Origin of the sequence: Bradyrhizobium sp. in8p8 (assembly GCF_000426845.1) — a bacterium.
GTDB lineage: Bacteria > Pseudomonadota > Alphaproteobacteria > Rhizobiales > Xanthobacteraceae > Bradyrhizobium > Bradyrhizobium japonicum_C.
Genome location: NZ_AUGD01000013.1, coordinates 98,050 through 124,651, shown reverse-complemented (window position 1 = coordinate 124,651; position 26,602 = coordinate 98,050). Strand labels below are relative to the sequence as shown.

Genomic DNA, 26,602 nt, shown 5'->3' with positions numbered 1-26,602 from the left:
AGGAGAGTTCGATGACGCAACTGTCCTATGAGAAGGGAATCACCGCCCTGCTGGTGGTCGATCCCTACAACGACTTCATCTCGGAGGGAGGCAAGATCTGGCCCCGGATCAAGGCCGTGGCCGAAAGAAACGACTGCGTTCCGCACATGATCCAGGTGCTACAGACCGCTCGGGACGCCGGCATTCGTGTGTTTTATGCCATGCATCACCGCTACCGGCCCGGTGATTATGCCTCCTGGAAATACATCGCTCCAATTCAAAGGAGAGCCTGGAACAACAAGAGCTTCGAATTCGGCACCTGGGGTGGAGAGTTTCGCGCAGAATTCGTGCCGGCGCCCGGAGAGATCGTGGCAGACGAACATTGGTGTTCTAGCGGCTTCGCGAATACCGACCTCGATCTACAACTCAAGCGGCACGGCATCCAACGGCTGATCGTCATAGGGTTGGTCGCTCACACCTGTATAGAGGCGACCGTGCGCTTTGCTGCCGAGCTTGGTTACGACGTGACGGTCGTCAAGGACGCAGTTGCCGATTATTCCGACGACATGATGCGGGCCGCGCTGGAGATCAATATGCCGAACTACGCCAGCGCGATCGTAACCACGCAGGAGATCGTCGAGGCGTTGTCGGCAAGGAGTTCCGAAGCGTCAGCCGCGTGACCTTCTCGTCGCACGTCCCCCCGTCCTGAATCGTCTTTCCTGACCGGAATGGAGAAACTCAATGGCTCGACAGATTACCATCGACAAGCTGTCTTCCGGTCTTTGGACGGCGACGTTCAATAACCCGCCCATCAATCTGATTGATCCCGACACGATCGGCGAACTGCAGGACCTGCTTGCCGAGCTCGAAAGCGATGCAGAGATCAAGGTCGTGGTGTTCCGGAGCGCGGACCCGGAGTTCTTCCTGGCGCATTGGGATGTGCTCGCAGACAAGCGGAAAGTCGCCGCCATGCCGTCGGGTCCGACGGGCATGCATCCCTGGATCGACCTGCTCGTTCGGCTGTCACGTGCGCCGGTTGCCTCCATCGCGGAGATTCGCGGGCGCGCCCGCGGGGCCGGGAGCGAGTTCGTGCTGGCCTGCGACATGCGCTTCGCCAGCCGCGAGCGTGCAATTCTCGGACAATTCGAGGTGGGCCTCGGTGCGGTGCCGGGCGGCAATCCCATGGCGAGGTTGGCCGGTCTGATGGGCCGGGGGCGTGGATTGGAGGTGATCTTGGGCGCGGACGACTTCTCGGCGGAGCTCGCCGAACGCTATGGTTATGTCAACAGAGCCTTGCCGGACGAGGAGCTTTCGACCTTTGTTGAATCCTTCGCGCGCCGTCTCGCCTCGTTCGAGAAGCACGCCATCGTAGGTGCGAAGGCCCTGATGGACGAGGTCACGTTGCCGGCGGATGCGGTCTTTCCCCCTTCGTTATCGGCCTTCTTTACGTCGGTGGCTCACCCTGGCACCCGGGAGCGGGCGGCATTCCTCCTCGAGCGCGGACTACAGCGTCGATCCGAAACCGAGATGAGGCTCGGCCAGGCGGTGGCTGAAGCGAGGTTCTCGGAACGTGGTGAATTCCGATCGATCGAAGGCAGCTGGCCTTACCATGTGCGGCAATGCCTTCCTTGATTTCGACGGGCTGTCGCATGGGCTGGTGGGCGCCGTTCGGTCGAGCGCCGACACGTGTCGGCCTTGAGCGTCGCCTTAGGCGCTGATTGAACTCAAGATCGGCAGCTCAAAGCCGGAGGCCGATTCGTGTGGATCCGTTGTGTTTCGGTCCGGCCCTGCCTATACTTCGGCTCACCGAAATCGCAGTCGAGGTTACGCAGTGCCGCGCGCTCGCCGTACCCTTGGCGACAAGGCGCGCACCCGGAATGAACTCTCCCAAGAGCAGCACACAGCCGGAAGCAGCGACCGGCGCGCATCACAGCAACACCGGGGCGGGCCGGGATTTCGATCCGGTCACGTTCGGTCCGTTTTCTCTTCGATCACGAATACTCGAAAAGGACGGGTTGCCAGTCAGGCTTGGCAGCCGGGCAACTGACATCCTGCGCCTGCTCGTGGATCGCGCCGGCGAAGTCGTGCCGAAGAATGACATCCTCGCATATGTGTGGGCTGGCCTCGCGGTAGAAGAGATCAGCCTGCGCGTGCACGTTGCCGAACTCCGGAAAGCCTTGGGCGATGGGAAGGACGGAGCCCGCTATATCACCAATATTCCGAGCCGAGGATATTGCTTCGTCGCGCCCGTGAGACGGGGCGAACGCAATTTGGCGCCGGCGGAGATCCCGCAGACCCACGCCGGTGCGATGGACCCGTCTTCCGCACTCCCGTATCGCCTCGACCGAATGGTCGGACGAGAGGACGTCCTGGCCGAGCTCTCGGCACGTCTGCTGAGCGAGCGCTTCGTCACTCTGAGGGGACCGGGCGGCATTGGCAAGACAACCGTTGCCGTCGCGATCGCGCATAAGATGTGGGATGAGTTCGACGGCAAGATCCACTTCCTCGATCTTGGCCCCTTGAAGGATACGACGCTCGTTGCCTCCACGGTGGCCGCTGCTCTGGGCCTCGTCGTTCATCACGCCGACCCAACCGAAAGCATCGTCAGTTTTCTTCGCAATCGTCGGCTGCTTCTCGTGCTCGATAGCTGCGAACATGTGATCGACGATGTTGCCCGTCTGGCAGAGACGATTCACCGCGAAGCATCCGGCATCACCATTCTAGCGACCAGTCGCGAGTCGCTATTGGTGCAAGGAGAGCACATTTACGAACTCGTTCCGCTACCAGGCCCTCCGCAGGGCGCTCGGCTCAATGCTGGTGAGGTGCTGAGCTATCCGGCCGCGCGTCTTTTCGCCGAACGTGCAGCTGCCGCCGGCCACCGCTTGGATATCACCGAGCAGGATGCGGAGGTTCTTGCAGATATTTGCAGCAAGCTTGACGGCATCGCGTTGGCGATCGAACTCGCTGCCGCCCGCGTTGGCGTTTACGGCTTGCGGGAGATAGCAACATTGCTCGATGGCCGGCTCAAGCTCGAATGGCGGGGCCGACGCACGGCGCCGCCACGACAACAGACGCTCGGCGCCACCCTTGACTGGAGTTTCGGTCTGATTGGCGAGGCCGAGAGGCTGGTCCTTCAGCGTCTCGCCATCTTTGCCGGGCCCTTCACGCTGCAGGATGCGATTGCCGTAGTGGTGGAAGAGGGGGAGCCTGTCGAAGGCGCTGTCGACGCACTGGAGCAACTCGTAGCCAAGTCTCTGTTGTCGACGCAACCGAGCCGCTTGTCGCGAAGCTTCCGCCTCCTCGACGCCACCCGCGCCTATGCACTCCAGAAGCTCGGTGAGAGCGGCCAAGCCCAGGACGTCGCGCGGCGTCACGCCGAACACATTCACCGCTCCCTCGAAGCGGGTATGGCCGATTCTGGCTCTGCGGATCGCATGTTGCCTGAGCTGAGCCGCGGCGGTCTGTTGGCGGACGCCCGCGCCTCGCTTCAATGGAGCTACGCTCACGATGACGAGCTTCGTGTTCCGCTCGCAGGCAGTTGTGCACGTCTGTTCATCGAGCTCAACCTGCTCAATGAGGCGCGCATATGGTCTGAGCGCGCGCTTTCAGTTCTCGACGACCGCCACCGTGGAGGCAAGTGGGAGCTGGAGCTTCAAGCCACGCTCGGTCATGCCTTCATGTTCACGGAACGCAATGGCGAGCGAGCCGAGGCCGCACTTCGACGCGGACTCGAGATCGCGGCCGCGATCGGAGACGACGCCAACACATTCAGGCTGTTGGCGCGGCTGAACATGTTCTATCGCCGGACAGGCGACTATCGGCATCTGCTGCCGGTGGCACTCGAGGCCGAGCGCGTCGCTCGTCTGATCGGTGATGCGGCGGGGATTGCCGGCGCAAAGGCCCTCATCGGGGTATCCCATCATCTCGTCGGCAACCAGGCCGAGGCGCAGCTTCATTTGGACGAAGGGGTTCGCAACGATGCGGCGCTACGGGAGGCGCAACCTGGCCATTTTGCCTATTCCAGAACACCGCAGATACCGCTTGCTCGCGTGTTGTGGCTGCGCGGCTTTCCCGATCGAGCCGTGGAATGTGCTCGTCCACTGACGGGCACTGGCGCGCCTCGCGATGTCGTCATGCACTGTATCGCGCTCTGCTGGTCCGCCTCGCTGTACGGATGGATCGGAGACTGGACCGCGGTCGAGGCGATGGCCGGTCGGCTCGAAACGCATGCCGGCCTGCATGGGCTCGCGCCCTACCAGGCTGTCGCGGCCGGTTTCCGGGCGCAGACGATGATCGCCGGCGCGGATTTGCGCGGCGGCGTCGAGTTACTGAGAATCGCACTTCCGCGCCTGCATGCTGACCGCTACGAACTCTATGCGTCCGCATTCGTTGCGGACCTGTCTTGGGGATTGGCCGAACTCGGGCAACCGTCCGATGGACTTGGAATCCTGCACGAAGCGATCGCGCGCATCGAGCTTGCAGGCGGCGCCTTCGACATGCCGAAGCTCTTGCGCGTGCGGGCGGAACTGGAGCTGCGCAATGGGGATCTTGATGCCGCAGAAGCAAGTCTCCGGTCGTCGGCAGCGTTGGCTGACCAGCAGGGCGCGCTCTCCTGGCGATTGCGGACTGATATGTCGATGGTGCGTCTGAGGCGCGAGCAGGGAACGGGAAGTCACCTGGAGGAGCTTGCCGCGACCTTTGCGAAGTTCTCGGAAGGGTTTGACACGGCTGATCTAAAGGCCGCTCGGCTCATGCTCGATTCGTCGCTCGTCTGACCGTTGAGCGTCAGTCGAACCGCAAATCCCAGAGATCGATGGATATCATCAGCGTATCGAGCATCGGGGTCAGGGTCGTCTCGTCACGTAGATAGGTGCGCCGTCTCGTCGGGATCTTGATGCCATCGACGTTGACGGGGTTGGACGCGTACTCGGCGACGGGAAAATTCCCTGCTATTTCGACTCGATAGTCATGGCGGCGGATGAGCAGGTCGGGACCGAAGTAGAAGTCCTGTTCGATGCTGTGGCTTGCGATCGCCGGCGAGAAGGTCGCCCGCAGCCCCCGCCACACCTCACCTCCCTCATGGCATGGCTCGATCTCGTGCACTTCCGAAGCCTTCTCGGAAAGCAGGAACGGCGTGGTGAGGCAGGTCCAGAGGGCGCAGCTTTCGAAGTAGATGCGGTGCAGCGGATCCCAATGCGTCCGCATATCGTGCCGCGCGAATGAGGTGCGCGGGTCCTTTCGTTCCGCAACGACACGTTCGTCGGCGGCAACAATGGCGACCCGCTCGGGGCTGAACTCGCTGTGCTGGCCGTTCTTTCCAAACGGCTCAATGAGAGCCTGCTCCCGGTGAAGGTCAATCCGCACGGTTCGCTGCAGATGATCCTGTTCGATGCCTTTCAGGGCCGAAACGTCGCCGCCCGTCGCGATAGTGGCGGTGAGGCGCTTGCGGGCATTCCATCGGTTCAGGCCGCCATGAGCCTCAATCGCATTCGCCAGCAGCGCAATCATCCGTCGACTTTCCTTCGCGTGAGAACTACCCCGACAGGTATGCCCAAATACGGATGATCGCTCGTTAAGCGTTGTTAAGTGGCGCTGCATAACCGAAGAAACGCCGTAGAAACCCGGATCTCTCATCCAAACGGCAGAGGTGCCGTCCAGCCGAACCTCGGGGCCGGCTAGACGGCCGCGCTTCGATCAGACGTCGGCGGTAACGTCCATGATCGCAGCGGCAAATGCCTTGGGCGCCTCTTGCGGGAGGTTATGGCCCACGCCTCCCTTGATCGTGCGGTGCGAATATTTGCCGGAGAACATCTTGGCATAGGCCGACGGATCGGGATGCGGAGCCCCATTGGCGTCGGCCTCCATGGTAATGGTCGGGACACCAATGACAGGAGCCCGTGAAAGCAGCGCCTCATAGTCATCATACCTTGCTTCGCCTTCGGCAAGGCCGAGGCGCCAACGGTAGTTGTGGATCACGATCGCGACGTGGTCCGGATTATCGAATGCTGCGGCACTGCGCTCGAAAGTGGCATCATCGAAGTGCCATTGCGGGGACGCGAGCTGCCAGATCAATTTCGAAAACTCCCGACGATACTTCTCGTAGCCTTCGCGACCACGCTCGGTCGCGAAGTAGAACTGATACCACCATTGAAGCTCTGCCTTCGGCGGCAGGGGCATCTTGCCGGCCTGCTGGCTGCCGATGAGATAGCCGCTCACCGAGACCATCGCCTTGCAGCGCTCCGGCCACAGCGCCGCGATGATGTTGGCAGTCCGCGCACCCCAGTCGAAGCCGGCGATCGTGGCTTTGTCGATTTTGAGCGCATCCATCACAGCGATGATGTCCACAGCAATCGCCGATGGCTGCCCATTACGCATCGTCCCGTCGGAAAGGAACCGCGTGGTGCCGTAGCCACGTAAATAGGGCATGATCACTCGGTAGCCCGCGGCAGCGAGAATTGGCGCGACATCGACGAAGCTGTAGATGTCGTACGGCCATCCGTGCAACAGGATCACGGCTGGACCGTCGACCGGTCCTGCTTCGGCATAGCCGACGTTGAGCAGGCCGGCATCGACCTGCTTGAACGACGGAAATGAAGTGTTGCCTCCTGTTTTGGCGGCGGTAGCAGGCCTCGCAGGCTTGGCCACGGCTGTGCTTGGCGCAAGCTGGGCTGCAGCGAGCATCGTCGCGGCGCCTGCGAAGAAGCGGCGGCGTTCGTGATCAACATCATCTGACATGAAAGGCTCCTATCGTGGTTCCGTTGTTTTCAGCGCGGCCTGGATTGTGGTGTTCAGCCCCTTTGCCCCTCGAGCCGCGCAAGAAAGTCGCGGACCAAGGTGGCAATCTCGTCGGTAGCTTCATCCAGTGCGAAGTGGCCGGCTTCCAGGATGTGGACTTCCGCCGTCGGGACATCGTCGCGATAGGCGCTCGCGCCGGCGACGGTGAAGGAGGGATCGTACTTGCCCCACATCACCAGGATCGGAGGCTGTTTCCTGCGCAGCCAATCCTGCCATTGCGGATAGCGAGCGACATTGGTCCGGTAGTCCAGGAACAAGGTGGTCTGAATCTCGGGCTGGCCGGAACGCGTGAGGAAGGCATATTCATCCCGCCAGGCGTCGGGGTCGTAGCGCTCGGGATGTGGGCTTGAGCCGAGGTGACGCTGACGCGTCGCCTCGAGAGACGTGAAGTTCACCTTGAGCGCCTCGAGTTCATGCGCGGGGTCGGCCCAGTATTTGCGACGCGCTTCCCAGAGCGGGCTCAAACCCTGCTCGTGTGCAACAGCGTTCTGGATAATCATGGCGCGAACGCGTTCCGGGTGGTCCAGCGCCATGCGGAAGCCTACCGGGCCACCATAGTCCTGCATCAGGAGAACGTAGCTGGTGAGGCCGAGCCGGTTCGCAAGCTCGCCGATCACGTCGGCGATGTTGTCGAAGGTGTAGGTGAAATCGGAAGGCGATGGCGCGCTGCTGTTGCCGAAGCCGGGATAATCGGGTGCGATCAGATGATATCGGTCCGCAAGCAGCGGCAACAACGGTTCCCACATCCGCGAGGAGGAAGGAAAGCCGTGCAGCAGAAGCACGGTCGGCGCGTCGGCGGGGCCGGCCTCGCGATAGAAGACCTTGAGGCCACGAATATCCACCGTGTGATAGCTGATCGAGCGGCGGCTCGACCGCAGATCGTGCGCCGAAGCTTGCACCGATGCGCAGGCTAGGGCCGCTGAGAGGGCGAGCGTGGTCGGAATGCTCATGTCGTTGCTCCAATGTCATGCCGCTGCGTGAACGCCTGCGCCGGCCCTTGCCTGCGCGACGACTTCCGCGCGTCGGACCACCGCCGTGAGTTCGGGCGTGAAGCTCTCGTCACCTTCTTCGATATGTTCAGTCAGTCGTGTGGTGATCTCCTGGAGTATCCATTCGTTGCCGTCGGGGTCGATGAAGGAGGCGTAGGAAGCGTAGCTCTTGCGTTCCGGATTGGGACCGGCGACGAGGTCATGCATGCTGGCGTGATGAAAGATGCCGACGGGATCGTGGAATGGCTCGCTGATGGCGATGCCACGGCGGCGCAGGTCGTCGCGTGCCGCTTGAATGTCGCATACAACGAGGTGAAGCCCTTTCACCGAGCCGGGGGCGGCAGTCGTGAGTTTGCTGCCGAAGATCACTGAGCACGCGGAACTCGGCGGCGTAAACTGGATCACGCGATAGCCGTCCTTGCCTTCGTAGTCGATGTCGAGTCGCCAGCCAAGTTCTGCGTAGAACCGCTTGGAACGCTCGACGTCGGAAACCGGCAGGACGACGACCTCGAGCTTCATTTCGACCTTGTCGAGGTTTGCGGGTTCGCGAAGCCCTTCTTCGAGGATCCGGATGTCCTGCTCCACGGTGCCGCCGCTGATGCCGACGCCGGCAAGGAGTTGCCCGTCGATGGAGAGTGGCGCGCCTCCGCCCATCGAACAGAAGCGTCCGCCTGCGACACCCATTAATGGAAACAGCGCCTGTCCAGGCTGCACCAGTGGTGACAGGTCCGCGGTTCGAAGCCCCACGAGCGCAGACGTGTAGGCCTTTCGCTCCGAAAGTTCGAGCGAGAATGTCGGGGCGCCGCTCATGCGGTGCTTGAGAATGATGTTGCCGTGTACATCGATGATGCAGATTGCAACCGGCACCTTGGCTTTCGTCGATTCCGCCTCGATGCGCCCTGCGATGGTCTTGGCGTAGGAAAGCAGGTCCATGACAGTGTCCTCTCCAATAAGTGTAGCGTGCGCTTTGCGGAGGCCTTCGAAGGCCTCCACGCGAGCGTGGAGGCGCGTCGGCTTGGGTCTCGCTCGAACTCCGTTACTCGCTGAGTGCAATCTGCACCCCAAGCCGTCTGTTGGCTCGTTATGTATTGTTAGGCGTTGAGAGCGATCGCTGTTGTCGCGATCATTCGAAGAACGCGTCGAAGATCTCGATGTCCATCAGCACCGGCTTGGCGACCACGCTTCCGTCGGGCTGCAGCATGTGCACGCGGCGAAGTGTCGGCGCGATCACGCCGCCGAAGCTGCCGTGTGCCCAGGAATATTGCACGACTTTCATTCCGAAGAGGTCGTGATCCGTCCGCCGCAGCAATCCGTCTGCGTCGAAATAGAACACCTGCTCGGGTGCGAGCGTAATCACGCTCGGAGGAATTCGCGCCCGTAGCCGGCGCCACGATTCCTTCCTCTCCTCCCAGGGCGACAGTTCCTCCACAACCACGTCTGGACGCGCAAGCAGGAATGGGCCGACCACATAGTTCCAGATCGCAACGCCGCAGAAAAAGACGAGCTGCAACTCGTCTGCGAGAACGGCAGAGTCGGAGTCCGGGAACGCAGGGCTGGGATTGCGCCAGGTTCTCAGCACCTCGCCATGCAAGGTTTCGACCGTGATCGCATCCGGCTGAAACGAGCCCGAATACTTTCCGCCAGTGATTCCCATGAAGCGGATGGATTGCGTCCGGGTGGCGCCTTCCGCAGTCACATCCTTGAATTCACCAGGACGTCCGACGCTGTCAAAGAGCTTTCCGCTGACGGAAAGGTGGAGCGTGAAGCGGCTTAGACTGTTCCAGTGGGCCAAGCCGCCACCGGCACTTAAGACGTCGTCGAGAAGAGACATGTCCCGCCATATCACCATGAAGCCTCTCCATCATGGCGGGGTGCCTGCGGCTTGGCGTGTTAGAACTTGTTAGGACTTGCGAGTCGCGTTCTTGGCTGTATCCCGTTGAAGGCGTTATCGATTTAGTGCGCCCAGGAGCTCATTTGCTGCGATCAAATCGCGGGTCTGGAGGCCCTCGCCGTAGCGCGCGACAAGTGGGGCGAGCAGAGCGCGGGCGTCCCCGACTCTGCCGCACTGTTGCCACACGCGGCCGAGGCTGATCGCTGCGCGGAGCTCCCAACCGAGGGCGGATTGACGACGGGACAGGTCGAGCGACTTGCGGAAAAAGCGTTCGGCCTCGGCAGCTTCGCCCGACCGGACAAGGATATCACCCTTGACCCTCAGCATCTCGGGCATATCGAAAGATCCGCCGTGGTCGGGGATCTCCGCGATTGCCTCGTCGACCGTGGACAAGGCCTCGACCACATGATTTTGCGCCGCGAGACCCTCCGCGAGCGCAGTAGCAAACACCGTTGTCATGATCCGGTGTCGCGTCGCATAGAGAGTGGCCTGGCTGGCGCGAAGATGCTCGACGCCAGCGGCAAGGTCACCGCGGCGCAGCAACAGCTCCCCCTTCTGGCCGATGCCTACGGCGTGATAGGGTCCGAGAAAGTGTCGCGCCGCGTGATCGATCAGCCGCTCGATCAGGGTTTCGGCATTCCTCCAATCGCCGACCCAGAGAAATACGTAGATGGTCCAGATCAAGGAGATGCCGAGCGTGAGCGGCTGTTCCAGCTGCTCGGCCTCGCGGACAGTGTATCTGGCCGCTTCGATCGCGCGGTCCGGCCGTCCCGTGAGCCAGAGGCCGCGCGCCAGCGCGACCAGTGCGACGATGCGGTCGTCGTAGCCGAGATGCCCGATGTTCAACCGCTGCGAGTCGGAGTTCTGCACCATCGCGCTTTCGCAGAACCGCACGGCTTCGCGCTGGTTGCCGATCAAATGATGAGCGACCCCCACCATCCACTCCACGTTCAGTGTGGCGGCAGGATCGTTCAGCTTCCGCGCAACGCCCTCTCCTCGTTCCCCAGTGCCCAGGGCACCGTGGAAATCGCCAATCCTCGTCAGGTAGATATGGAGGCCGCGCAAGAGCCAAAGTTGCCAATGTAGGTCTTCAAGTTCCTCTGCAAGCTGAAGGCCGCGCGTGAATGCCGATCTTACCGCTTCGGTATTGCCCTGCGTGAACATCACGGACACGCCGTGTGCAGCCTGCAACGTCATCTCCTGGCGAACGTCCACAGCAGGCTTGTCCAGCGATGCAAGGGCCTGCCGGGTCCACCGATAGCACTCCGTCAGCAGAGTCAGTTCGAGGAAGAATTGGGCGGATGAAGCCGCCAGATCGACGCCGATCGTCCGATCGCCCTTCTCCGAAAAGCTCCAGATCAGCGCGGCCCGAACATTGGGCAAATGGTCGGCATAGGGAAGGAAGCCGCCGGCCGATTGCAGGCCCGCGAACTTCAATGCGATGTCGCGCAAGAAATCGCGAAAATATTCGGCATGTGCACGCTCGACGCGGTTTGCCTCGCCGTTCTCGACGAGCTTGCCGCCGACGAACGTGCGCGTCGTATCGAGCAGCCGATAGCGCAGCCGTTCCGCAGGAACAGTTGCGATTAGCGACTTGGAGAGCAGGTTCGAAATCGCCTCGACCGCTTGAATTTCGGAGATGCCTTGGCTCAAGGCGACCGCGAGCGCAGCCTCCAGGGTGAACGGCCCGACGAACACGGACAATCCGCGCAGCACCGCACTTTCGGCTGCGGGCAGCAAGTCGTAACTCCAGGCAAGCGCGGCGCTCAAAGTCTGATGCCGCGGAATCGCCGTACGTCGTCCCCGCCACTGCAGCGAGAACCGGCTGTCGAGCAGGGATGCCGTCCCGGCGATGCCGTGGGCGTTGACCCGTCCGGCCGCGAGCTCGATTGCCAGCGCGATACCGTCCAGGCGTCGACAGATTTCGGCAACGAGCGGCGCATCCTCGTCGCTCAGCTCGAACCCGCTCAGACTCTCTGTAATGCGCTCCACGAAGAGCTGGCTTGCAGGATAGGCAAGGACTTCGGCCAATCCCACCCCCTCGGGCGGGCAAGCCAATGGAAGCAACCGATGGACGCGCTCACCCTCCGCGCGAAAGGATTCGCGGCTGGTCGCGAGCACATGCAGCCCTGGCGCCTCCTGGACGATCCGCTCGGCCAGCGGAGCGAGCTCGTCGATAATGTGCTCGCAACTGTCGAACACCAGCAGCGTTCGCCTGCTGCGCAGGACCGTCAGTAGCCCCGGAGCCGGATCGTCCGAGTTGACAGTCAAGCCTAATGCGGCCGCAATCGTCCCGGCAACTAGGCTCGTATCCGAGAGCGCACCGAAATCCACGAAGTACACCTGGCCGTCGAAAGTCTCGAGCGCGCGGTGAGCCACGGCCACTGCGACCGAAGTCTTGCCGATCCCGCCGGGGCCGACGATTGTGACAAAACGATGCGCGGCAAGCTCGCTGGAAACCTGCTCGACCGCCTCGTCCCGTCCGATCATCCTCGTCAGCGGAGACGGCAGCGGATGCGCCGGGCCGGCCGGCGGGGTGGGCTGGCGGTGGAAAGGTGGCGAGCGGAGCAGCGGGGCTGCGAGGCAGTAGCCGCGTCCTGGCACGTTGATGACGTATCGTGAGCCTTCGCCGGCATCTCCCAAAGCCTTCCGCAGCGTGGTGATGTGGAAGCGGAGGCTGCCTTCGTCGACGGTCACGTCGGACCAAACGCGCTTGATGAGCTCGCGCTTGTCCACCACCTGGCCCGCCCGTTCGGCCAGAAAAATGAGGATGTCGAGCGCGCGCCCGCCGAGGTGAAGCGGGGCCCCGTCTTTCTCGAGCCGGCGCGAGCTTGCAAATAGCTGGAAAGGCCCGAAGGAAATCGGCGAATCCTGATCGCTGGTGTCCGGCACGGGCACAAATTCCAGTGAAGGGGGCGCTGTCACGTTTCTGTCTAGCAGAACAATGTTGCGAGTAAACTGCCTGAGCGTGGTGAAAGGCGCGCCAATCGCCGAAACGTCTGAAGGGGAACCTAGAGATCTTGCTGCAATGTGAGCAGCTTATTGCGCCGCGGCGACAATTCGTCAGCGCGGTCGAGGTCGCCGCAGGATGGATGGCGACCGCCCCGATCATAACAGAATCTCGCAACGTCTAACGAGCTAAACGCGCGCTGCGCAGCCAGTATGAGGCTCGCACCAGGTCCATCCAACGGGGAGGTTATCATGTCCGCCATCGGCTCCATTCCGAACGGAGATACCGTTCGATCTGAGTTCGTCTATGGCCTTGAGGTTCAATCGCGGGATTGGGAGCTTGTGCTGCAGGAATCCCATCACCGTATGAAAAACACGCTGACACTGCTGGGCGCCTCGGTCCGCCGCGACCTCACCCGAGCCGGCAGTCGGGACGTCTCGGGGGCGGTGGATCGGTTCGAGCGGCGAATCTGTGCCTTTGGCAGGCTCTACCAACTGCTTTCAAACAGCGACGAGCCGTCCGTGTCCGTCGCGATCTTCTTTGAGAATCTCTGCGAAGCACTTTCGGCAGCGGTTCTGGAGCCCGCCGGCGTGCGCTGCGAGGCTTTGGTCGAGGGCGGCGTTCTGCCGGCATCACAATGTCATCGGCTTGCGCTGATGATCACCGAGCTGGTCACGAATGCAGCGAAACACGCCTTCCCGAGCAAGAATGAGGCGCTGATCCGGATCGAGATCGTCCGCAGAGATGAGATATGGATCTGCACCGTGGCTGACAACGGCATCGGTGCGACAGGTCAGCTCCGGGGCACTGGCAGCCGTATCCTGGAAGGGCTTGCGCGCAGCATTCACGCCCGCCTGAATGGCGAAGCGGGGCAGGGTGGCACTCGGATCTCCATCGAGATGCCGACTACCGCCTGAAGATTGAAGGCTGTCACGAACGCTGCGCCACGACACTAAGACCAAGCAGGTGATGCAACAGCGGGGTCAGCTTTGGGCTCGCCCCTTACATCGGGAGTTCGACATGGCAAAACTTGAAGTTGATCGCGACGCAGGGAAAGGCACATCGGCATCGCGTAGCGTTGATCCAAAGCTCGAAGTCGTCGTGATTCCAGTGTCCGACGTTGACCGTTCCAAGGCGTTCTACGAGCGTCTCGGCTGGCGACTGGACGCCGATTTCGCCGCTGGCGATGGATGGCGCGTAGTCCAGTTCACACCGCCGGGCTCTGCCTGCTCGGTGATCTTCGGCCGCAATGTCACGTCGGCATCGCCGGGCTCGACACGCGGTCTGTATCTGATCGTGCCCGATCTCGAGACTGCAAGGAATGAGTTGATCGAGCGCGGGATTGCTGTCAGCGAAGCTTTTCACGGCGGCGGCGATGTCCATACCGGCGCCGATGACCCCTACCTGTTCGGCACCGTCCGGATCGGCGGCGTCGATCCGAAGCGCGGTAGCTACAGCTCGTTCGCCTCGTTCAGCGATCCTGACGGCAATGGCTGGTTCCTGCAGGAGGTGACCACGCGACTGCCCGGACGCATTGGGCGCGACGGCGCGACATTTTCCTCGACGGCCGATCTGGCTGCCGCGCTGGGTCGTGCGGCGGTAGCGCATGGCGAGCACGAGAAGCGCACTGGCTTGCACGACGAAAACTGGCCCGACTGGTACGCCGAGTACATCGCGCGCGAGCAGGCCGGCCAGTCCTTGCCATCATAGAAAAGGCAAGAGCATCTCCTGCCCACGGCGCACGGCAGCTCGCTGTCGTGCGCCGTTTCGCGTTGCATCGCCCGAAGTAATGTCGCCGCTCGTCCTGATCGCGCACCCTCGCAAGGGCTAACGAGGTCTAACAACCGATAACTCGCCAAGCAAAGGGGGCTGCGTCAATCTCCATGCACGACGAAGCGACGGACCGATCTTGAGATTGGCCATCGACCGATCATAGCAAGGGAGATTCGCAATGACCACGCAGGCGCGCACCGACATCCTCAACCCCGACCGTCGTCAACTGCTGAGCCAGGCCGCGATGGGAGCCGTTGCCGCCGGTGTATCGAGCCTGCTGCCGCTGCATCCGGCAAAGGCTGCCGCGCGCGACGCGATCCGCCCGTTCCGCGTCAACGTGCCCGAGGAGGACCTGCTCGACCTGCGCCGGCGCCTGGCGGCAACGCGCTGGCCGGATCGCGAGATCGTCCCTGACCAGTCGCAAGGTGTGCAGCTGAGGACAATGCAGGAACTCGTGGGCTATTGGCAGAGCGATTACGACTGGCGCAGGATGGAAGCGCGGTTGAACGCTCTGCCGCAATTCGTCACCGAGATCGACGGGGTCGACATCCATTTCATTCACGTCCGCTCGCGGCACGAAAACGCGCTGCCGATGATCGTCACGCATGGGTGGCCAGGCTCGATTATCGAGCAGATCAAGATCATCGATCCGCTCACCGATCCGACCGCGCACGGCGGGCACGCCAGGGACGCATTCGATCTGGTCATTCCCTCGCTGCCCGGTCACGGCTTCTCCGGCAAGCCGACCACGCTCGGCTGGGATCCGCAGCGTATCGCGCGCGCCTGGATCGTGCTGATGAAGCGTCTCGGTTACACCCGCTACGTGGCGCAAGGCGGTGATTGGGGCAATGCGGTCACCGAACAGATGGCGCTGATCGCGCCGCCGGAGTTGCTCGGCATTCACACCAACATGCCCGCCACAGTCCCCGACGATATCGCCAAGGCACTTCAGCCGGGCGGAACGCGAGCGGCGAACCTCTCGGCGGAGGAGCGCATCGCCTACGATCAGCTCGACGATTTCTACAAGCACGGCCTCGGCTATGCGATCGAGATGTCCAACCGGCCGCAGACGCTTTACGGCTTGGTCGACTCCCCCGCGGGCCTCGCGTCCTGGATGCTCGACCATGATGCGCGAAGTGCCGCGATGATCGCGCGCGTCTTCGACGGCAAGACGGAAGGCCTGTCGCGGGACGATGTGATCGACAACATCACGCTCTACTGGCTCACCAACACCGCGGTCTCGTCGGCGCGGCTCTATTGGGAGAACAAGCTGGTGTTCTTCGCGCCCAAGCACGTGCAGATTCCCGTCGCGGTCAGCGTCTTCCCCGACGAGATCTATGCCGCGCCGCGCAGCTGGGCCGAGAAAGCTTATCCCAGGCTGATGCATTACAACCGTCTCGACAAGGGCGGTCACTTCGCAGCCTGGGAGCAGCCCGCATTGTTCACCGCGGAGATGCGCACCGCATTCCGCCCGCTGCGCCAGTCAATCTGAAACGGCATAGATCAGGAGTGAGACCATGAACCGTCCCGAACGTGGATTTGCGACCGACGAGATCCGCCTTGAACGCCGGCTGCCGACCTACTGGCGTGTCACCTTCGACATGCCGCCGGTCAATATCTTCGGCCCCAGGCATCTTCCGCTGCTCAGCGACATCGTCACCGCGATCGAGACCGATCCGCAAGTGAAGGTGGTGGTGTTCGACAGCGCCGTCGAAGGATTCTTCATCACGCATTACGATTTCCTCGCACCGCTGGAGGAATCGCTTGCCGTTCCGTCCGGACCGACGGGTCTGCCGTCGCTGCCCGACACCCTGGTGCGGCTCAGCCGCGCGCCTGTCGTCTCCATCGCTTCGATCCGCGGCCGTGCGACCGGCGTCGGGAGCGAGCTCGCGCTCGCAAGCGACATGCGCTTTGCCAGCCGCGAGAAGGCGATCCTGTCGCAATGGGAGGTCGGCGCGGGCCTCGTGCCGGGCGGAGGACCGATGGCACGATTGCCACGCCTGATGGGCCGTGGCCGCGCGCTCGAGGTTCTACTGAGCGCCGACGACGTCCATGGTGACCTCGCCGAACGGTATGGCTATGTGAACCGATCCTTGCCGGATGCCGAGCTCGACGGATTCGTCGAGGCACTTGCGATGCGTATCGCCTCGTTCGACAAGGACGCCATCGCCGGGACCAAGCGCCTTGTCGATATCGCAAGCCTGCCGCCCGACGTCGAGATCAAGCCCGAGTGGGACGCGTTCTTGGCCTCGCTCGCACGCCCTGCAGCTCAGAGCCGCATCAAGGCGCTCATGGCGCGCGGCTTTCACCGCCCCGGCGACGTGGAGAATCGGCTCGGTTTCCACGTCGGCCAGCTGGGCGGCTGACACAACGGTCCCGCGCGGGACCGCAAGTCGTACCCGTTCTGTCGCAATTCAAGGAGGATCATATGAGCTTCACGATCGATGTAAACGGAATCCCGCGCAGCGTCGACGTCGATGGCGACACCCCGCTGCTCTGGGTGTTGCGCGACGTGCTCGGCATGACCGGGACCAAATTCGGCTGCGGCATGGCATTGTGCGGAGCGTGCACGGTCCATCTTGACGGCGCGGCAGTCCGCTCCTGCATCACCACTGTCGACAGCATCGGCGAGGGCAAGGTCACCACCATTGAAGCGATCGGCGGGACGCCGGCAGGAGCGAAGATTCAGAGAGCCTGGCTCGAGCACGAAGTGCCGCAATGTGGCTATTGCCAGTCCGGCCAGATCATGTCGGCCTCGGCGCTGCTCGCCGACAAGCCTCATCCGACCGACGCGGATATCGATGATGCCATGAGCGGCAACATCTGTCGCTGTGGGACGTATGTCCGCATTCGGGAGGCGATCAAGCTTGCCGCCGGATCGCAGGTGAAGGAGCGTTGATCATGACATCGGATCGCACGGCGTCTCACGCCTCTGCCACGCTGTCCCGTCGCAGCTTTCTGGTGAAGACGTCCCTGGCCGGCGGCGGTCTGGTGCTGAGCCTGAGCTTGCCGCTTGGCCAGAGCAGAAGCTCCTCCACTGGGAAGTTCGAACCGAACGCCTTTATCCGGATCGGCCATGACGGTGAGGTGGTCCTGACCATGCCGTATGTCGAAATGGGGCAAGGTACCTACACCTCCATTCCGATGCTGATCGCCGAAGAGCTGGAGGTCGGCCTCGGGCAGGTGCGGCTCGAACATGCGCCGCCCAACGAAAAGCTCTATGCCAACCCGCTGCTGGGCGTGCAGGCCACCGGCAATTCGAACGCGATTCGCGGTGCCTGGAAGCCGTTGCGAGAAGCCGGCGCGACAGCGCGGATCATGCTGATCGAAGCAGCCGCGCGGCGCTGGGGTGTCGATGCGAAACACTGCCGGGCCGAGGCAGGCGAGGTCATCCATACGCCGAGCGGGCGTCGCCTTAAGTACGGTGAGCTCGCCGCCAAGGCCGCGATGATTCCTCCGCCTGCCAGCGTGGTTCTGAAGAATGCGGATGAGTTCAAGCTGATCGGCACGCCGGTACGGCGGCTCGACGTGTCGGGCAAGGTGAACGGCTCCGCCCTCTATGGAATTGACGCGCGGCCACCCGGACTGAAGATCGCGACATTGGCTCAATCGCCGGTGTTTGGCGGCAGACTGAAGAAGGTGGATGACAGTGCGGCGATGGCTATCAAAGGCGTGCGCCAGATTGTCCGGCTCGACGATGCCGTTGCCGTCGTCGCGGATCACATGGGCGCGGCCAAGAAGGGTCTGGCGGCACTCAAGATCGAGTGGGAGGACGGACGCCACGCTGGTCTCAGCACGCAGGACATCGCCCGCGAGCTCGAGGACGCCACTCTGAAGGCCGGTCCGGTTGCGCAAGACATCGGCGACGCCGCGAAGGCGTTGGCCGGCGCCGCGACCCGGGTCCAGGCAAGCTATCATCTGCCGTTTCTGGCGCATGCCACGATGGAGCCGATGAACTGCACGGTCCACTTCCGCGGCGATGAGTGCGAGATTTGGGTCGGCACGCAGGCGATCGCAAGAGTCCAGGCGATGGCGGCGAAGGCAGCCGGCCTGCCGCCGGACAAGGTCACCGTCCACAATCATCTGATCGGCGGAGGCTTTGGACGCCGCCTTGAGGCCGATGGTGCGGTACGTGCCGTCGAGATCGCCAAGCAAGTCGATGGTCCCGTGAAGGTCGTGTGGACGCGCGAGGAGGACATCCAACACGACATGTACCGTCCCTATTGGGTTGATCGCATCGAGGCCGGTCTCGACGAGAGAGGTAGACCCGTGGCATGGACCAACCGCTTCGCCGGCTCCTCTGTGATAGCGCGGTGGCTTCCGCCCGCATTCAGGAACGGGCTTGATCCCGACACGACGGAAGGCGCGATCGACCTCGTCTATTCGCTTCCGAACGTCCATGTCGAGTATGTTCGCGTCGAACCGCCGGGCATTCCGACGGCCTTCTGGCGCAGCGTCGGTCCCTCGCACAACGTATTCGTCACCGAAAGCTTCATCGATGAATTGGCGGCGGCGGCCAAGCAGGATGCGGTCGCCTATCGCCGTGCGCTGCTAGACCACAACCCGCGTGCGAAAGCTGTGCTCGAGCTCGCGGCGGAAAAGGCGGGATGGGGCACACCATTGCCCCAGGGACGAGGCCGGGGCGTTGCATTGCAAAATGTGTTCGGAAGCTATCTCGCGCAGGTTGCGGAGGTCGAGGTTGCGAAGGACGGATCGGTCCGCGTGCACCGCGTCGTGTGCGCCATGGACTGCGGCATCGTGGTCAATCCCGACACAGTGCAGGCACAGATCCAGAGCGGCGTCATGTTCGGCGTCACCGCGGCCCTGTACGGTGAGATAACGTTGAAAAGCGGTCGCGTCGAACAGGCAAATTTCGATACCTATCAGATGCTGCGCATCGACCAGGCGCCCGCCATCGAGGTCTACCTAGTAAAATCAGCGGAGCCACCCGGCGGAATGGGTGAGGCTGGAACCTCGGGCATCGTCCCGGCCGTGGCGAACGCCGTCTTTGCAGCCACCGGCAGGCGATTGCGCAAAATGCCGATCGACCCCGACGCGCTCAAGACGTGAGTGCCTCAAGTACATCTCGGCAAAGGAGAACAAAATGCATCAGCCCGATGAAGATAGGTTCAGGGCCATCCTGCCCGAGGAAATCGCGTGGAAGCCGCTTCCAGCCTTTCCGCCGGGCGCGCGGCTGGCCGTCATGATCGGCCATCCGGCTGAACCTGGTCCTTACGTTGTTCGAGTGAAAGTGTCCGGCGGCACGAAGTTGATGCCGCACAAACATCCGGAGGATCGGATCTACACGGTGATGTCCGGCGTCTTCTACATAGGGCTCGGCGAGTCCTTCGACGGTGGCAAGGTGGAGGCCTACCCCGCGGGCACCGTTCTCGTGCTGCCCGGTGATACCTGGCATTTCCACTGGGCGAAGTCCGGCGAATACGTCACGCAGGTCTCCGCCATCCGTCCGCTTGGTCTCGAATATCGTAATAGGCACGATGACCCGCGCCTGAGCGCGGGAGAGAGCTTCGGCACGCAGTCAGGCTGATGCGCGGAAATGCCGGAGGAAGGGAGCAGCGGGCCGGGTTCGTGCGTTCCTTGAAAGCCTCGAATTCGCTTGAGATTGACGGCTCCAAGGGCCGAATAAGTGGTACACGGCGGTGGTCACAAAATCCGACCGGGCTTTTCTGGAATCCTTGTTTTCCGCGGCTTTTCGAGCAACGTGGCCGAAGGGGAAGAGAGTCCCACTCTCTCCGCCAGGTCCTCGCTCCTAATGGCATATTTGCTTTGAACGCATGACCCGGGACGGCAGCGCGCGGAATGTCATACGGCTCCGAGCTCCAACGCCCACGAGTGCGCTCAGTCCTCAAGTGGGTTTGAGTCTGTCGGTCAATGATGATCCACAGATCAGACGCGCTCGTTTACGCGGCGATCAGCCTCAGCAATGGCTGCATCGACATCTTTGATCCGAAACCGGATGGCTGGCGTCATATGGATCCTGATCGGGTGCCCGGTGCGCGTGTAACCTCCTCCCGGGAAGACCTCATAGGTGTTCCCGTAGACTCCGAGCCCGTGACTAGCCTCCTGAATCTTAACCGACGTGTCCCAGCACGAATACGTGCGCGGCTTACCCATCCATTACCTCTCTTCGCACATCGAAAATCAAAGGTCCCGTCTCGCGAGTGCATCGAGCCCTGCCGAGCGGCCTAGTCCACCGGCGACCGTTCCGCCTGCGCCTTGCGATCCGCGTAGCTGGTCCAGCAATTTCCGTCAGGCCTCCGAAACGCAACGCTGTTCCGCAAGTTTTCTACGGACGTCACAGCGTCGGCTAGATAGCCGGTCTCTGAATCGTGACCGACTAGCACGCATCGCGAGGCGAACGTCAGATCGTCCTTTCGCCAGCACCAAGGCGTTTCCGGGCTGGTCGCGCGCGACGCAACGTGGTCGTTCCCCGGAACGCGCATGTACGAATCGACTTGGCCACCCAATAAGCCCACCAGCGCAAGCCTGTTTGCTGCGATCACCACTTCATCGATGAGACCCTGCTCCGGATCGATAACGATCGCTCGCACGGTGGCCAGCGGCTTGGGAGGCACATCTACTGTTGTCCAACGGACCATCGTGACCACCTCGGCAAGGCGAACGTGTACCGGACCGCGCTCCCCGGGTCCGCTGCGCCGGCCCACGATCAGAGCAGGTCCCGGGATCGGCCGAGATCCTCCAACCGTAAACGCCTCCTCGCGCTCTTCGATTCCTGCAAACAAGACGTCGCCCTTCGGAAATTTCATGGCCGCCCGCGGTTGCGCGCCGAAATAGTGGGCCAGCCGCGCAGTCTTGCTGATGTCGATTCTGGCGACCGACTTCATCTGGGGATCGATCAAGATCGCTTTGATGCTGTTGAACACTGATCGCTCCCGCAATTCCTCGCGCTCGATCATAGCTTACTCCTTCCTTCGCCAAGCACTTTGCCCGCGAGCACATCCGGCTTCGGGACCGCCGGGTTTGTCTGGTCGGCGGCCGACACATCAGCATGGGCGGATCAAAGGTAGCGGGCAAATCGCAGTGGGAAGCTAAGCTCTCAAGATGCGACATTCAGGAATTCGTCCCCAGGAAAATAAGGGCGTGCCTGCTTCCGAGCTCGCGTCACGGCCCATATGACTCGCGAACGAGGCTGCCGCGCGAGGCTCGTAGGCCCGCGCCCGAGGGTGGGACACGGTAACTCGATCGCAGAGGGTTCGAGTGGCCGCGAATGTGACGGAGCGGTGCGAGTACGTCCGATTCGCTGACCTCGCCAGGGCGCCGACCAATTGTCTGCATCGCGGACGGCCGTCGGAACCTCGGCGTGAAACAAGCTCTTGTCCTCATACGGCCTTCGCGCAGCATCGATCTTTTATGACCGCCTGGACTATCCGGATTTCACGCTGCCCGGAGCCTATGGAGGGACCAGCGGGGGAGCGGTGTGGAGGATCTATCTCAAGCTGGGGGCGAGAAGCCGGAAATTGCAGCCGTCCGGCTATGGGGCATGCCATTTTACTAGTCGAAGAGGGACCGCGGTGGGCACGCGATGACTTGCCAAGGAATTGTGGGGTCTATGGCGCGCTCCTAGACGCTATCCTCGCGCAGTGGGCTGAGGAGACCGCCGGCTGATGCGCTGTCGATGGGATGGCGAGATTTGCGAAGGATCTCGAAGGGGGACTTACCAGCAGCCCCTTTCAGCGCCTACAAAAACGCGCCGAAAGCCGGGCCCGTTTTGCCAAGGCTTAATTGTCTAGCCGAAACTTAATTGGCGCTAGATACCTCGCCGACACGTCGAGCTGCCGAAGTCCGGTTACGTTATCGAAATCGATGGCATTCTGAAATCCGAATTCACCACGAAGAAAGGCGCGGAGGATAGCGCCATTGAACTCAAGCGCCGCTTTCCGAACGTTCGCGTGCGCATCTTCGACGCCGCTGAGGGCACCAGACTCGATCCGCCGGTGTAGAGAGCAGCCTTTGCGCTTGGAGCTATGGTCGGAGTTCGCCTCGCAGGGCCACGAGGTCGACGGCTACATTGCGTAGATCGATCGTCCGAGCGATGCGGGCAGGGCCTCGTACCAACGCCATGTCTTACCTTCTCTGATTGCTGCGCGCTAAACAACGTAAAAGGGTTGGGAAGCGAGAAGGCGGTCCTTTGCCGCGGGAATTATCGAAACCCCCTCGCTTTTTCGGCGGTGGAACTTGAACTCCTTAAACTCGGTGCCGATTTCGGCGGTATTATCAGTGGTCTAGGAAATCGGTTTAGGCGCGGAACGCTGAGATCGTTGCATTCTTAATGCGGGATCGAGTCACTCTTTCGTAGTCCGCATATTATGTCCAACATTCATTGGTGGGCCCGGCAGGACTCGAACCTGCAACCAGACCGTTATGAGCGGCCGGCTCTAACCATTGAGCTACAGGCCCCGCCGCGAGGCGGCCGCTTCAGGAGCGGCCGGCAACGGTGCGCGGTTCGTTTACAGGGCCTGAGGCGGGGGCGCAATCCTCAAGCGTTTTCAAGGCGAAGCGGGTCTCGGCCCAGGTCGGGCAATGCGTGGAACGGGGCTGATCGACGGAACGCCAAGGGGGGGCGGAACGCGCGGTGCGGTGATGGTCGCGGAATTCGGAATGTCGCATTCTGCCACTGTTTTGCCCGACAGGTCAAAGGATGAGGCGTTCGGCGGGTGGCTGTCCGCAGTGTTTTGCCAAGCCCCTGCGATTGCTCGCGTCCTCTACTGTGCATGGGGTTGTTTTCGCACTTTGGTGTTGAGAGGGCCTGCTGGCCCCCTCAAGCGTCGTGCCGGCGGGCGATGCCGCGCGGCCGGGCCGCTGCCTAGTCCACCGACACCCCAGCGAACTCGACCACCTTGCGCCACTTCGCGGTCTCGTCCGCGACCAGCTTGCCGAACTCGGCTGACGTCATCGGCTTGGGGATGCCGCCGGTCTCGGCGAGCTTCGCCACCAGCTTCGGGTCCTTCAGCGCTTCGCCGACCGCCTTGTTGAGGGTCTCGATCACCTCGGGCGGCGTGCCCTTCGGCGCGGAGATGCCGTAGAAGCCGACCGATTCGAAGCCCGGCACGGTCTCGGCGATCGCGGGCACGTCGGGCACGCTCGGCCAGCGCTTCGGCGAGGTCACCCCGAGGGCGCGGACGTTGCCGCCCTTCACCTGCTCCATCGCCGAGGGCAGATTGTCGAAGATCAGCTGCACCTTGTTGGAGATGATGTCGGGGAAGGCGATGGCCGAGCCGCGATAGGGCACGTGCACCATGTCGCACTTCGTCATCACCTTGAACAGCTCGGCCGACATATGCACCGAGGTGCCGTTGCCGGACGAGGCATAGGAGATCTTGCCGGGGTTGGCGTGGCAATAGTCGATGAACTCCTTGACCGACTTCGGCGGGAACGCGTTTGAGACGACCAGCATGTTGGTGAGCTGCATGATGCTGGCGACCGGCACGGTGTCGCGCAGGAAGTCGAACGGCAGCTTCTTGTAGAGCGAGGTCGAGATCGCGTTGTTGGGCGCGACGAACAGCAGCGTGTAGCCGTCCGGCGGGGCGTTGATCGCCGCGGCGGCGGCGATGTTGCCGCCGGAGCCGGTGCGGTTCTCGACGATGACCTGCTGCCCGAGCCGCTCCGACAGCCACTGCGCCATGATCCGCGCCACGATGTCGACGGGGCCGCCGGCGGAGAAGCCGATCAGCCAGTGGATGGGACGGTCGGGATAGGCGGCGGAGGCGGGAGGGGTGGTGCTGAAAAGAACCGAAAGAACTGCAAGTCCGAAAAGACCGCGACGCAACATTCGCAACATGACGCCTCCCATTGCTTTATTGTGGTTGGCTGCATGCTTTCACAAAATCGGGCCGCTGCCTACACCGTCGCAAGTCGGTGTTGACGCCGGCCCGCGAGGGACGACCATGAGATTCGCCTGTCCTATCCTGCTCGGCGCGGCGCTGCTTGCCGGCCCCGCCGCCGCCCAAACCGGAGGCACGGCCATTCCGCCCGCGACGATCGGCCGGACGATCAGCCTGGGAACGGCGACGCCCGGCGGCGGCTTCCCGCTCTACGGCAACGCCTTTGCCGAGGTGATGAACGCGGCCGATCCGCTGGCGACCATCGTTCCCCGCAACACCAAGGGCAGCAGCGAGAACATTCCGCTCCTGGAGAAGGGCGAGCTCGATCTCGCGCTGGTCGCGGGCGAGCCGGCCTATGAGGCCTTCGCCGGCATCAGCCGCGCGCCTGCGCGCCTGAAGATCCTCACCGCGATCTATTCCAACCCCGGCCTGTTCGTGGTGCGCGCCGACAGTCCCTACAAGACCATCCGCGATCTCGTCGGCCAGCCGGTGGCCTTCGGGGCGAAAGGTTCGGGCCTGCCGATTCTGGCGCGCTACATGCTGGATGGTCTCGGCTTGAAGCAGGACGAAGACTTCAAGGCGGTCTATCTCGACCGCGCCGGCGATGGCCCCGCGATGGTCGAGGATGGCCGCGTCGCCGCGCTCTGGGGCGCCGGCATCGGCTGGCCCGGCTTTGCCGCGGTGGCCTCGGGCCCGTCAGGCGCGCGCTTCATCGCACCCGATGTCGAAGAGATGGCGCGCATCCGCGCCAAGCACGGGTTCCTCAAGCCGCTGCTGGTGCCGGCGGGCAGCTATCCCAAGCAGACCGCGCCGATCGCCTCGCTGGGATCGTGGAGCTTTGTCCTCACGCGCGAGGACCTGCCCGACGATGTCGCCTATCGCCTCGCGAAGTCGCTGCACGACGTCGAGGCGACGTTCTGCAAGAAGCTCGCCCAGGCCTGCGAGACGACGGCCTCGAACACGATCGCGGCCGCGCCGAAGGCCGAGCTGATCCATCCGGGCGCGATGAAATACTTCCGGGAGATCGGCGTGGTGAAATAGCGAATGGCGAGTTGCGAATGGCGAATGGAAACGTTCCCATTCGCCACTCGCTATTCGCCACTCGCCAATTTTACTTCTTCACCAGCGCACATGCCGGGTCGGGCGGACCGAACGCCTTGTCGCCGGAGATGGTCGTGAGGATCTTGTAATAGTCCCACGGATATTTGCTTTCCTCCGGCGTCTTCACCTGCACCAGCCAGAGGTCGTGCACCATCAGATTGTCTTCGCGCAGCTTGCCGTTGCGGGCGAAGAAATCCTCGATCGGCTTCTCGCGCATCTTGGCGGCCACTTTCAGCGGATCGTCGGTGCCGGCCGCCTTGATGGCGTTGAGATAGTGCATCACGCTGGAATAGACGCCGGCCTGCCACATCGACGGCATCTTGTTCATCTTGGCGAAATAGCGCTTCGACCATTCGCGGGTCTTGTCGTCCATGTCCCAGTAGAACGACGTGGTCAGGAGCAGGCCTTGCGCCGCCTGCAGGCCGAGGCCGTGGATGTCGGTGATCAGCGCGAGCAGCGCCGCCATCTGCTGGCCGCCCTTGAACACGCCGAACTCGGCGCCGGTCTTGATCTCGTTCATGTTGTTGGGGGGACCGGCGGCAATGCCGATGATCTTGGCCTTGGAGGCCTGCGCCTGCAGCACGAAGGAGGAGAGGTCGGGCGTTGCCAGCGGCGGCCGCACCGAGCCCAGCACCTTGCCGCCATTGGCGGTGACGACGGCGGAGGCGTCGCGCTCCAGCGAATGGCCGAAGGCGTAATCGTCGGTGATGAAGAACCAGCTGTCGCCGCCGCGCTTGACCACCGCATCCGCGGTGCCGACCGCGAGCGCGCGGGTGTCGAACACCCACTGGATCGCGTAAGGCGAGCAGAACTTGCCGTGGAAATCCGCGGTGCCGGTGGAGTGGGTGATGAACAGCCGCTTCTTCTCGTTCGCGATGTTCTGCACGGCGAGGCCGACCGCGGAGACCGGCACGTCGACGATCAGGTCGACCTGCTCGACGTCGTACCACCGCCGCGCCAGCGAAGCGCCGATATCGGCCTTGAGCTGGTGGTCGCCGATCACGACGCTGATCGGCTTGCCGAGCACGGTGCCGCCGAAATCGTCGATCGCCATCTGCGCGGCGGTCACCGAGCCCTGGCCGGTCGGCGCGGAGGCCGGGCCGTTCATATCGGTGAGCACGCCGATCTTGACGACGTCGTCGGACAGCTGCGCCGACGCCGCACCTGGAAGCAGTGTCGCCAAGGCGGCCGCTAGCGGCAGTCCAAATCTGGTTGGATTCACGTTTGTCCTCCCCTGAGCCGGCTCGTTGGCCGGTGTTGC

20 protein-coding genes and 1 tRNA gene are annotated in these 26,602 nt (G+C 62.8%); 11 read left to right on the top strand and 10 right to left on the bottom strand.

Annotated features, from left to right (window positions below; genetic code table 11):
* Window positions 1-11 precede the first annotated feature (11 nt).
* The 3 genes from K408_RS0128570 to K408_RS38935 all read left to right on the top strand — a co-directional run bounded on the left by K408_RS0128570 (window position 12) and on the right by K408_RS38935 (window position 4,754).
* Complete coding sequence (locus tag K408_RS0128570; RefSeq protein ID WP_024341665.1) at window positions 12-659, top strand: cysteine hydrolase family protein; 648 nt, start codon at window positions 12-14, stop codon at window positions 657-659.
* 61 nt (window positions 660-720) lie between these two features.
* Entirely contained in the window at window positions 721-1,611 is an 891-nt protein-coding gene (locus K408_RS38940; RefSeq protein WP_063828476.1) for an enoyl-CoA hydratase/isomerase family protein, read from the top strand.
* Between the two features lie 245 nt (window positions 1,612-1,856).
* Entirely contained in the window at window positions 1,857-4,754 is a 2,898-nt protein-coding gene (locus K408_RS38935; RefSeq protein ID WP_024341664.1) for an ATP-binding protein, read from the top strand.
* Window positions 4,755-4,764: 10 nt separating this feature from the next.
* Here the strand turns inward: K408_RS38935 and K408_RS0128555 are convergent, their stop codons facing one another.
* The 6 genes from K408_RS0128555 to K408_RS0128530 all read right to left on the bottom strand — a co-directional run bounded on the left by K408_RS0128555 (window position 4,765) and on the right by K408_RS0128530 (window position 12,546).
* Window positions 4,765-5,487: a hypothetical protein gene (locus K408_RS0128555; RefSeq protein ID WP_024341663.1), complete on the bottom strand. Its 723-nt coding sequence runs from the start codon at window positions 5,485-5,487 to the stop codon at window positions 4,765-4,767.
* A gap of 186 nt (window positions 5,488-5,673) precedes the next feature.
* Complete coding sequence (locus K408_RS0128550) at window positions 5,674-6,714, bottom strand: alpha/beta fold hydrolase (protein WP_024341662.1); 1,041 nt, start codon at window positions 6,712-6,714, stop codon at window positions 5,674-5,676.
* Between the two features lie 53 nt (window positions 6,715-6,767).
* Window positions 6,768-7,724 (bottom strand): alpha/beta fold hydrolase, encoded by a 957-nt coding sequence (locus K408_RS0128545; RefSeq protein ID WP_024341661.1) that lies wholly within the window; start codon window positions 7,722-7,724, stop codon window positions 6,768-6,770.
* A gap of 15 nt (window positions 7,725-7,739) precedes the next feature.
* On the bottom strand, window positions 7,740-8,756 hold the full coding sequence (locus tag K408_RS43565) for a heme-binding protein (RefSeq protein ID WP_196232411.1): 1,017 nt from the start codon (window positions 8,754-8,756) through the stop codon (window positions 7,740-7,742).
* Between the two features lie 130 nt (window positions 8,757-8,886).
* Window positions 8,887-9,612, bottom strand: coding sequence for a hypothetical protein (locus K408_RS0128535; protein WP_245265920.1), 726 nt, complete (start codon window positions 9,610-9,612; stop codon window positions 8,887-8,889).
* A gap of 96 nt (window positions 9,613-9,708) precedes the next feature.
* Window positions 9,709-12,546, bottom strand: a complete 2,838-nt coding sequence (locus tag K408_RS0128530) for an ATP-binding protein (RefSeq protein WP_024341658.1) — start codon at window positions 12,544-12,546, stop codon at window positions 9,709-9,711.
* Between the two features lie 309 nt (window positions 12,547-12,855).
* Here K408_RS0128530 and K408_RS0128525 point away from each other — a divergent pair, with 309 nt between their 5' ends.
* The 7 genes from K408_RS0128525 to K408_RS0128495 all read left to right on the top strand — a co-directional run bounded on the left by K408_RS0128525 (window position 12,856) and on the right by K408_RS0128495 (window position 19,925).
* On the top strand, window positions 12,856-13,521 hold the full coding sequence (locus tag K408_RS0128525; RefSeq protein WP_024341657.1) for a sensor histidine kinase: 666 nt from the start codon (window positions 12,856-12,858) through the stop codon (window positions 13,519-13,521).
* Window positions 13,522-13,624: 103 nt separating this feature from the next.
* Complete coding sequence (locus K408_RS0128520; RefSeq protein WP_024341656.1) at window positions 13,625-14,314, top strand: VOC family protein; 690 nt, start codon at window positions 13,625-13,627, stop codon at window positions 14,312-14,314.
* Window positions 14,315-14,555: 241 nt separating this feature from the next.
* Window positions 14,556-15,869, top strand: coding sequence for an epoxide hydrolase family protein (locus K408_RS0128515; RefSeq protein ID WP_024341655.1), 1,314 nt, complete (start codon window positions 14,556-14,558; stop codon window positions 15,867-15,869).
* Between the two features lie 25 nt (window positions 15,870-15,894).
* Window positions 15,895-16,743 (top strand): enoyl-CoA hydratase/isomerase family protein, encoded by an 849-nt coding sequence (locus K408_RS0128510; RefSeq protein ID WP_024341654.1) that lies wholly within the window; start codon window positions 15,895-15,897, stop codon window positions 16,741-16,743.
* Window positions 16,744-16,805: 62 nt separating this feature from the next.
* Window positions 16,806-17,276, top strand: coding sequence for a (2Fe-2S)-binding protein (locus K408_RS0128505; protein ID WP_024341653.1), 471 nt, complete (start codon window positions 16,806-16,808; stop codon window positions 17,274-17,276).
* 2 nt (window positions 17,277-17,278) lie between these two features.
* Window positions 17,279-19,447: a xanthine dehydrogenase family protein molybdopterin-binding subunit gene (locus K408_RS0128500; RefSeq protein WP_024341652.1), complete on the top strand. Its 2,169-nt coding sequence runs from the start codon at window positions 17,279-17,281 to the stop codon at window positions 19,445-19,447.
* A 34-nt stretch (window positions 19,448-19,481) separates the two neighbouring features.
* The gene (locus K408_RS0128495; RefSeq protein ID WP_028146023.1) at window positions 19,482-19,925 is read left to right on the top strand and encodes a cupin domain-containing protein; all 444 of its coding nucleotides are present in this window, start codon (window positions 19,482-19,484) and stop codon (window positions 19,923-19,925) included.
* A gap of 658 nt (window positions 19,926-20,583) precedes the next feature.
* Here the strand turns inward: K408_RS0128495 and K408_RS0128485 are convergent.
* The 3 genes from K408_RS0128485 to K408_RS0128475 form a co-directional block, all read right to left on the bottom strand.
* Complete coding sequence (locus K408_RS0128485) at window positions 20,584-21,315, bottom strand: hypothetical protein (protein WP_024341649.1); 732 nt, start codon at window positions 21,313-21,315, stop codon at window positions 20,584-20,586.
* A 1,425-nt stretch (window positions 21,316-22,740) separates the two neighbouring features.
* Window positions 22,741-22,816 (bottom strand) — tRNA-Ile (locus K408_RS0128480).
* A gap of 406 nt (window positions 22,817-23,222) precedes the next feature.
* Complete coding sequence (locus K408_RS0128475; RefSeq protein WP_024341648.1) at window positions 23,223-24,197, bottom strand: Bug family tripartite tricarboxylate transporter substrate binding protein; 975 nt, start codon at window positions 24,195-24,197, stop codon at window positions 23,223-23,225.
* A gap of 106 nt (window positions 24,198-24,303) precedes the next feature.
* On the opposite strand from K408_RS0128475, the gene K408_RS0128470 reads away from it, so the two are divergent.
* Complete coding sequence (locus K408_RS0128470) at window positions 24,304-25,281, top strand: TAXI family TRAP transporter solute-binding subunit (protein ID WP_024341647.1); 978 nt, start codon at window positions 24,304-24,306, stop codon at window positions 25,279-25,281.
* 70 nt (window positions 25,282-25,351) lie between these two features.
* On the opposite strand, the gene K408_RS0128465 is transcribed toward K408_RS0128470, so the two are convergent.
* Complete coding sequence (locus K408_RS0128465; RefSeq protein ID WP_024341646.1) at window positions 25,352-26,563, bottom strand: ABC transporter substrate-binding protein; 1,212 nt, start codon at window positions 26,561-26,563, stop codon at window positions 25,352-25,354.
* Window positions 26,564-26,602 lie beyond the last annotated feature (39 nt).

Excerpts from the sequence above, each read along its gene's own strand:
- K408_RS0128570 (WP_024341665.1), top strand. The coding sequence starts at position 12 with ATGACGCAACTGTCCTATGAGAAGGGAATCACCGCCCTGCTGGTGGTC.
- K408_RS38940 (WP_063828476.1), top strand. The coding sequence starts at position 721 with ATGGCTCGACAGATTACCATCGACAAGCTGTCTTCCGGTCTTTGGACG.
- K408_RS38935 (WP_024341664.1), top strand. The coding sequence starts at position 1,857 with ATGAACTCTCCCAAGAGCAGCACACAGCCGGAAGCAGCGACCGGCGCG.
- K408_RS0128555 (WP_024341663.1), bottom strand. The coding sequence starts at position 5,487 with ATGATTGCGCTGCTGGCGAATGCGATTGAGGCTCATGGCGGCCTGAAC.
- K408_RS0128550 (WP_024341662.1), bottom strand. The coding sequence starts at position 6,714 with ATGTCAGATGATGTTGATCACGAACGCCGCCGCTTCTTCGCAGGCGCC.
- K408_RS0128545 (WP_024341661.1), bottom strand. The coding sequence starts at position 7,724 with ATGAGCATTCCGACCACGCTCGCCCTCTCAGCGGCCCTAGCCTGCGCA.
- K408_RS0128535 (WP_245265920.1), bottom strand. The coding sequence starts at position 9,612 with ATGGTGATATGGCGGGACATGTCTCTTCTCGACGACGTCTTAAGTGCC.
- K408_RS0128525 (WP_024341657.1), top strand. The coding sequence starts at position 12,856 with ATGTCCGCCATCGGCTCCATTCCGAACGGAGATACCGTTCGATCTGAG.
- K408_RS0128520 (WP_024341656.1), top strand. The coding sequence starts at position 13,625 with ATGGCAAAACTTGAAGTTGATCGCGACGCAGGGAAAGGCACATCGGCA.
- K408_RS0128515 (WP_024341655.1), top strand. The coding sequence starts at position 14,556 with ATGACCACGCAGGCGCGCACCGACATCCTCAACCCCGACCGTCGTCAA.
- K408_RS0128510 (WP_024341654.1), top strand. The coding sequence starts at position 15,895 with ATGAACCGTCCCGAACGTGGATTTGCGACCGACGAGATCCGCCTTGAA.
- K408_RS0128505 (WP_024341653.1), top strand. The coding sequence starts at position 16,806 with ATGAGCTTCACGATCGATGTAAACGGAATCCCGCGCAGCGTCGACGTC.
- K408_RS0128500 (WP_024341652.1), top strand. The coding sequence starts at position 17,279 with ATGACATCGGATCGCACGGCGTCTCACGCCTCTGCCACGCTGTCCCGT.
- K408_RS0128495 (WP_028146023.1), top strand. The coding sequence starts at position 19,482 with ATGCATCAGCCCGATGAAGATAGGTTCAGGGCCATCCTGCCCGAGGAA.
- K408_RS0128485 (WP_024341649.1), bottom strand. The coding sequence starts at position 21,315 with ATGATCGAGCGCGAGGAATTGCGGGAGCGATCAGTGTTCAACAGCATC.
- K408_RS0128475 (WP_024341648.1), bottom strand. The coding sequence starts at position 24,197 with ATGTTGCGAATGTTGCGTCGCGGTCTTTTCGGACTTGCAGTTCTTTCG.
- K408_RS0128470 (WP_024341647.1), top strand. The coding sequence starts at position 24,304 with ATGAGATTCGCCTGTCCTATCCTGCTCGGCGCGGCGCTGCTTGCCGGC.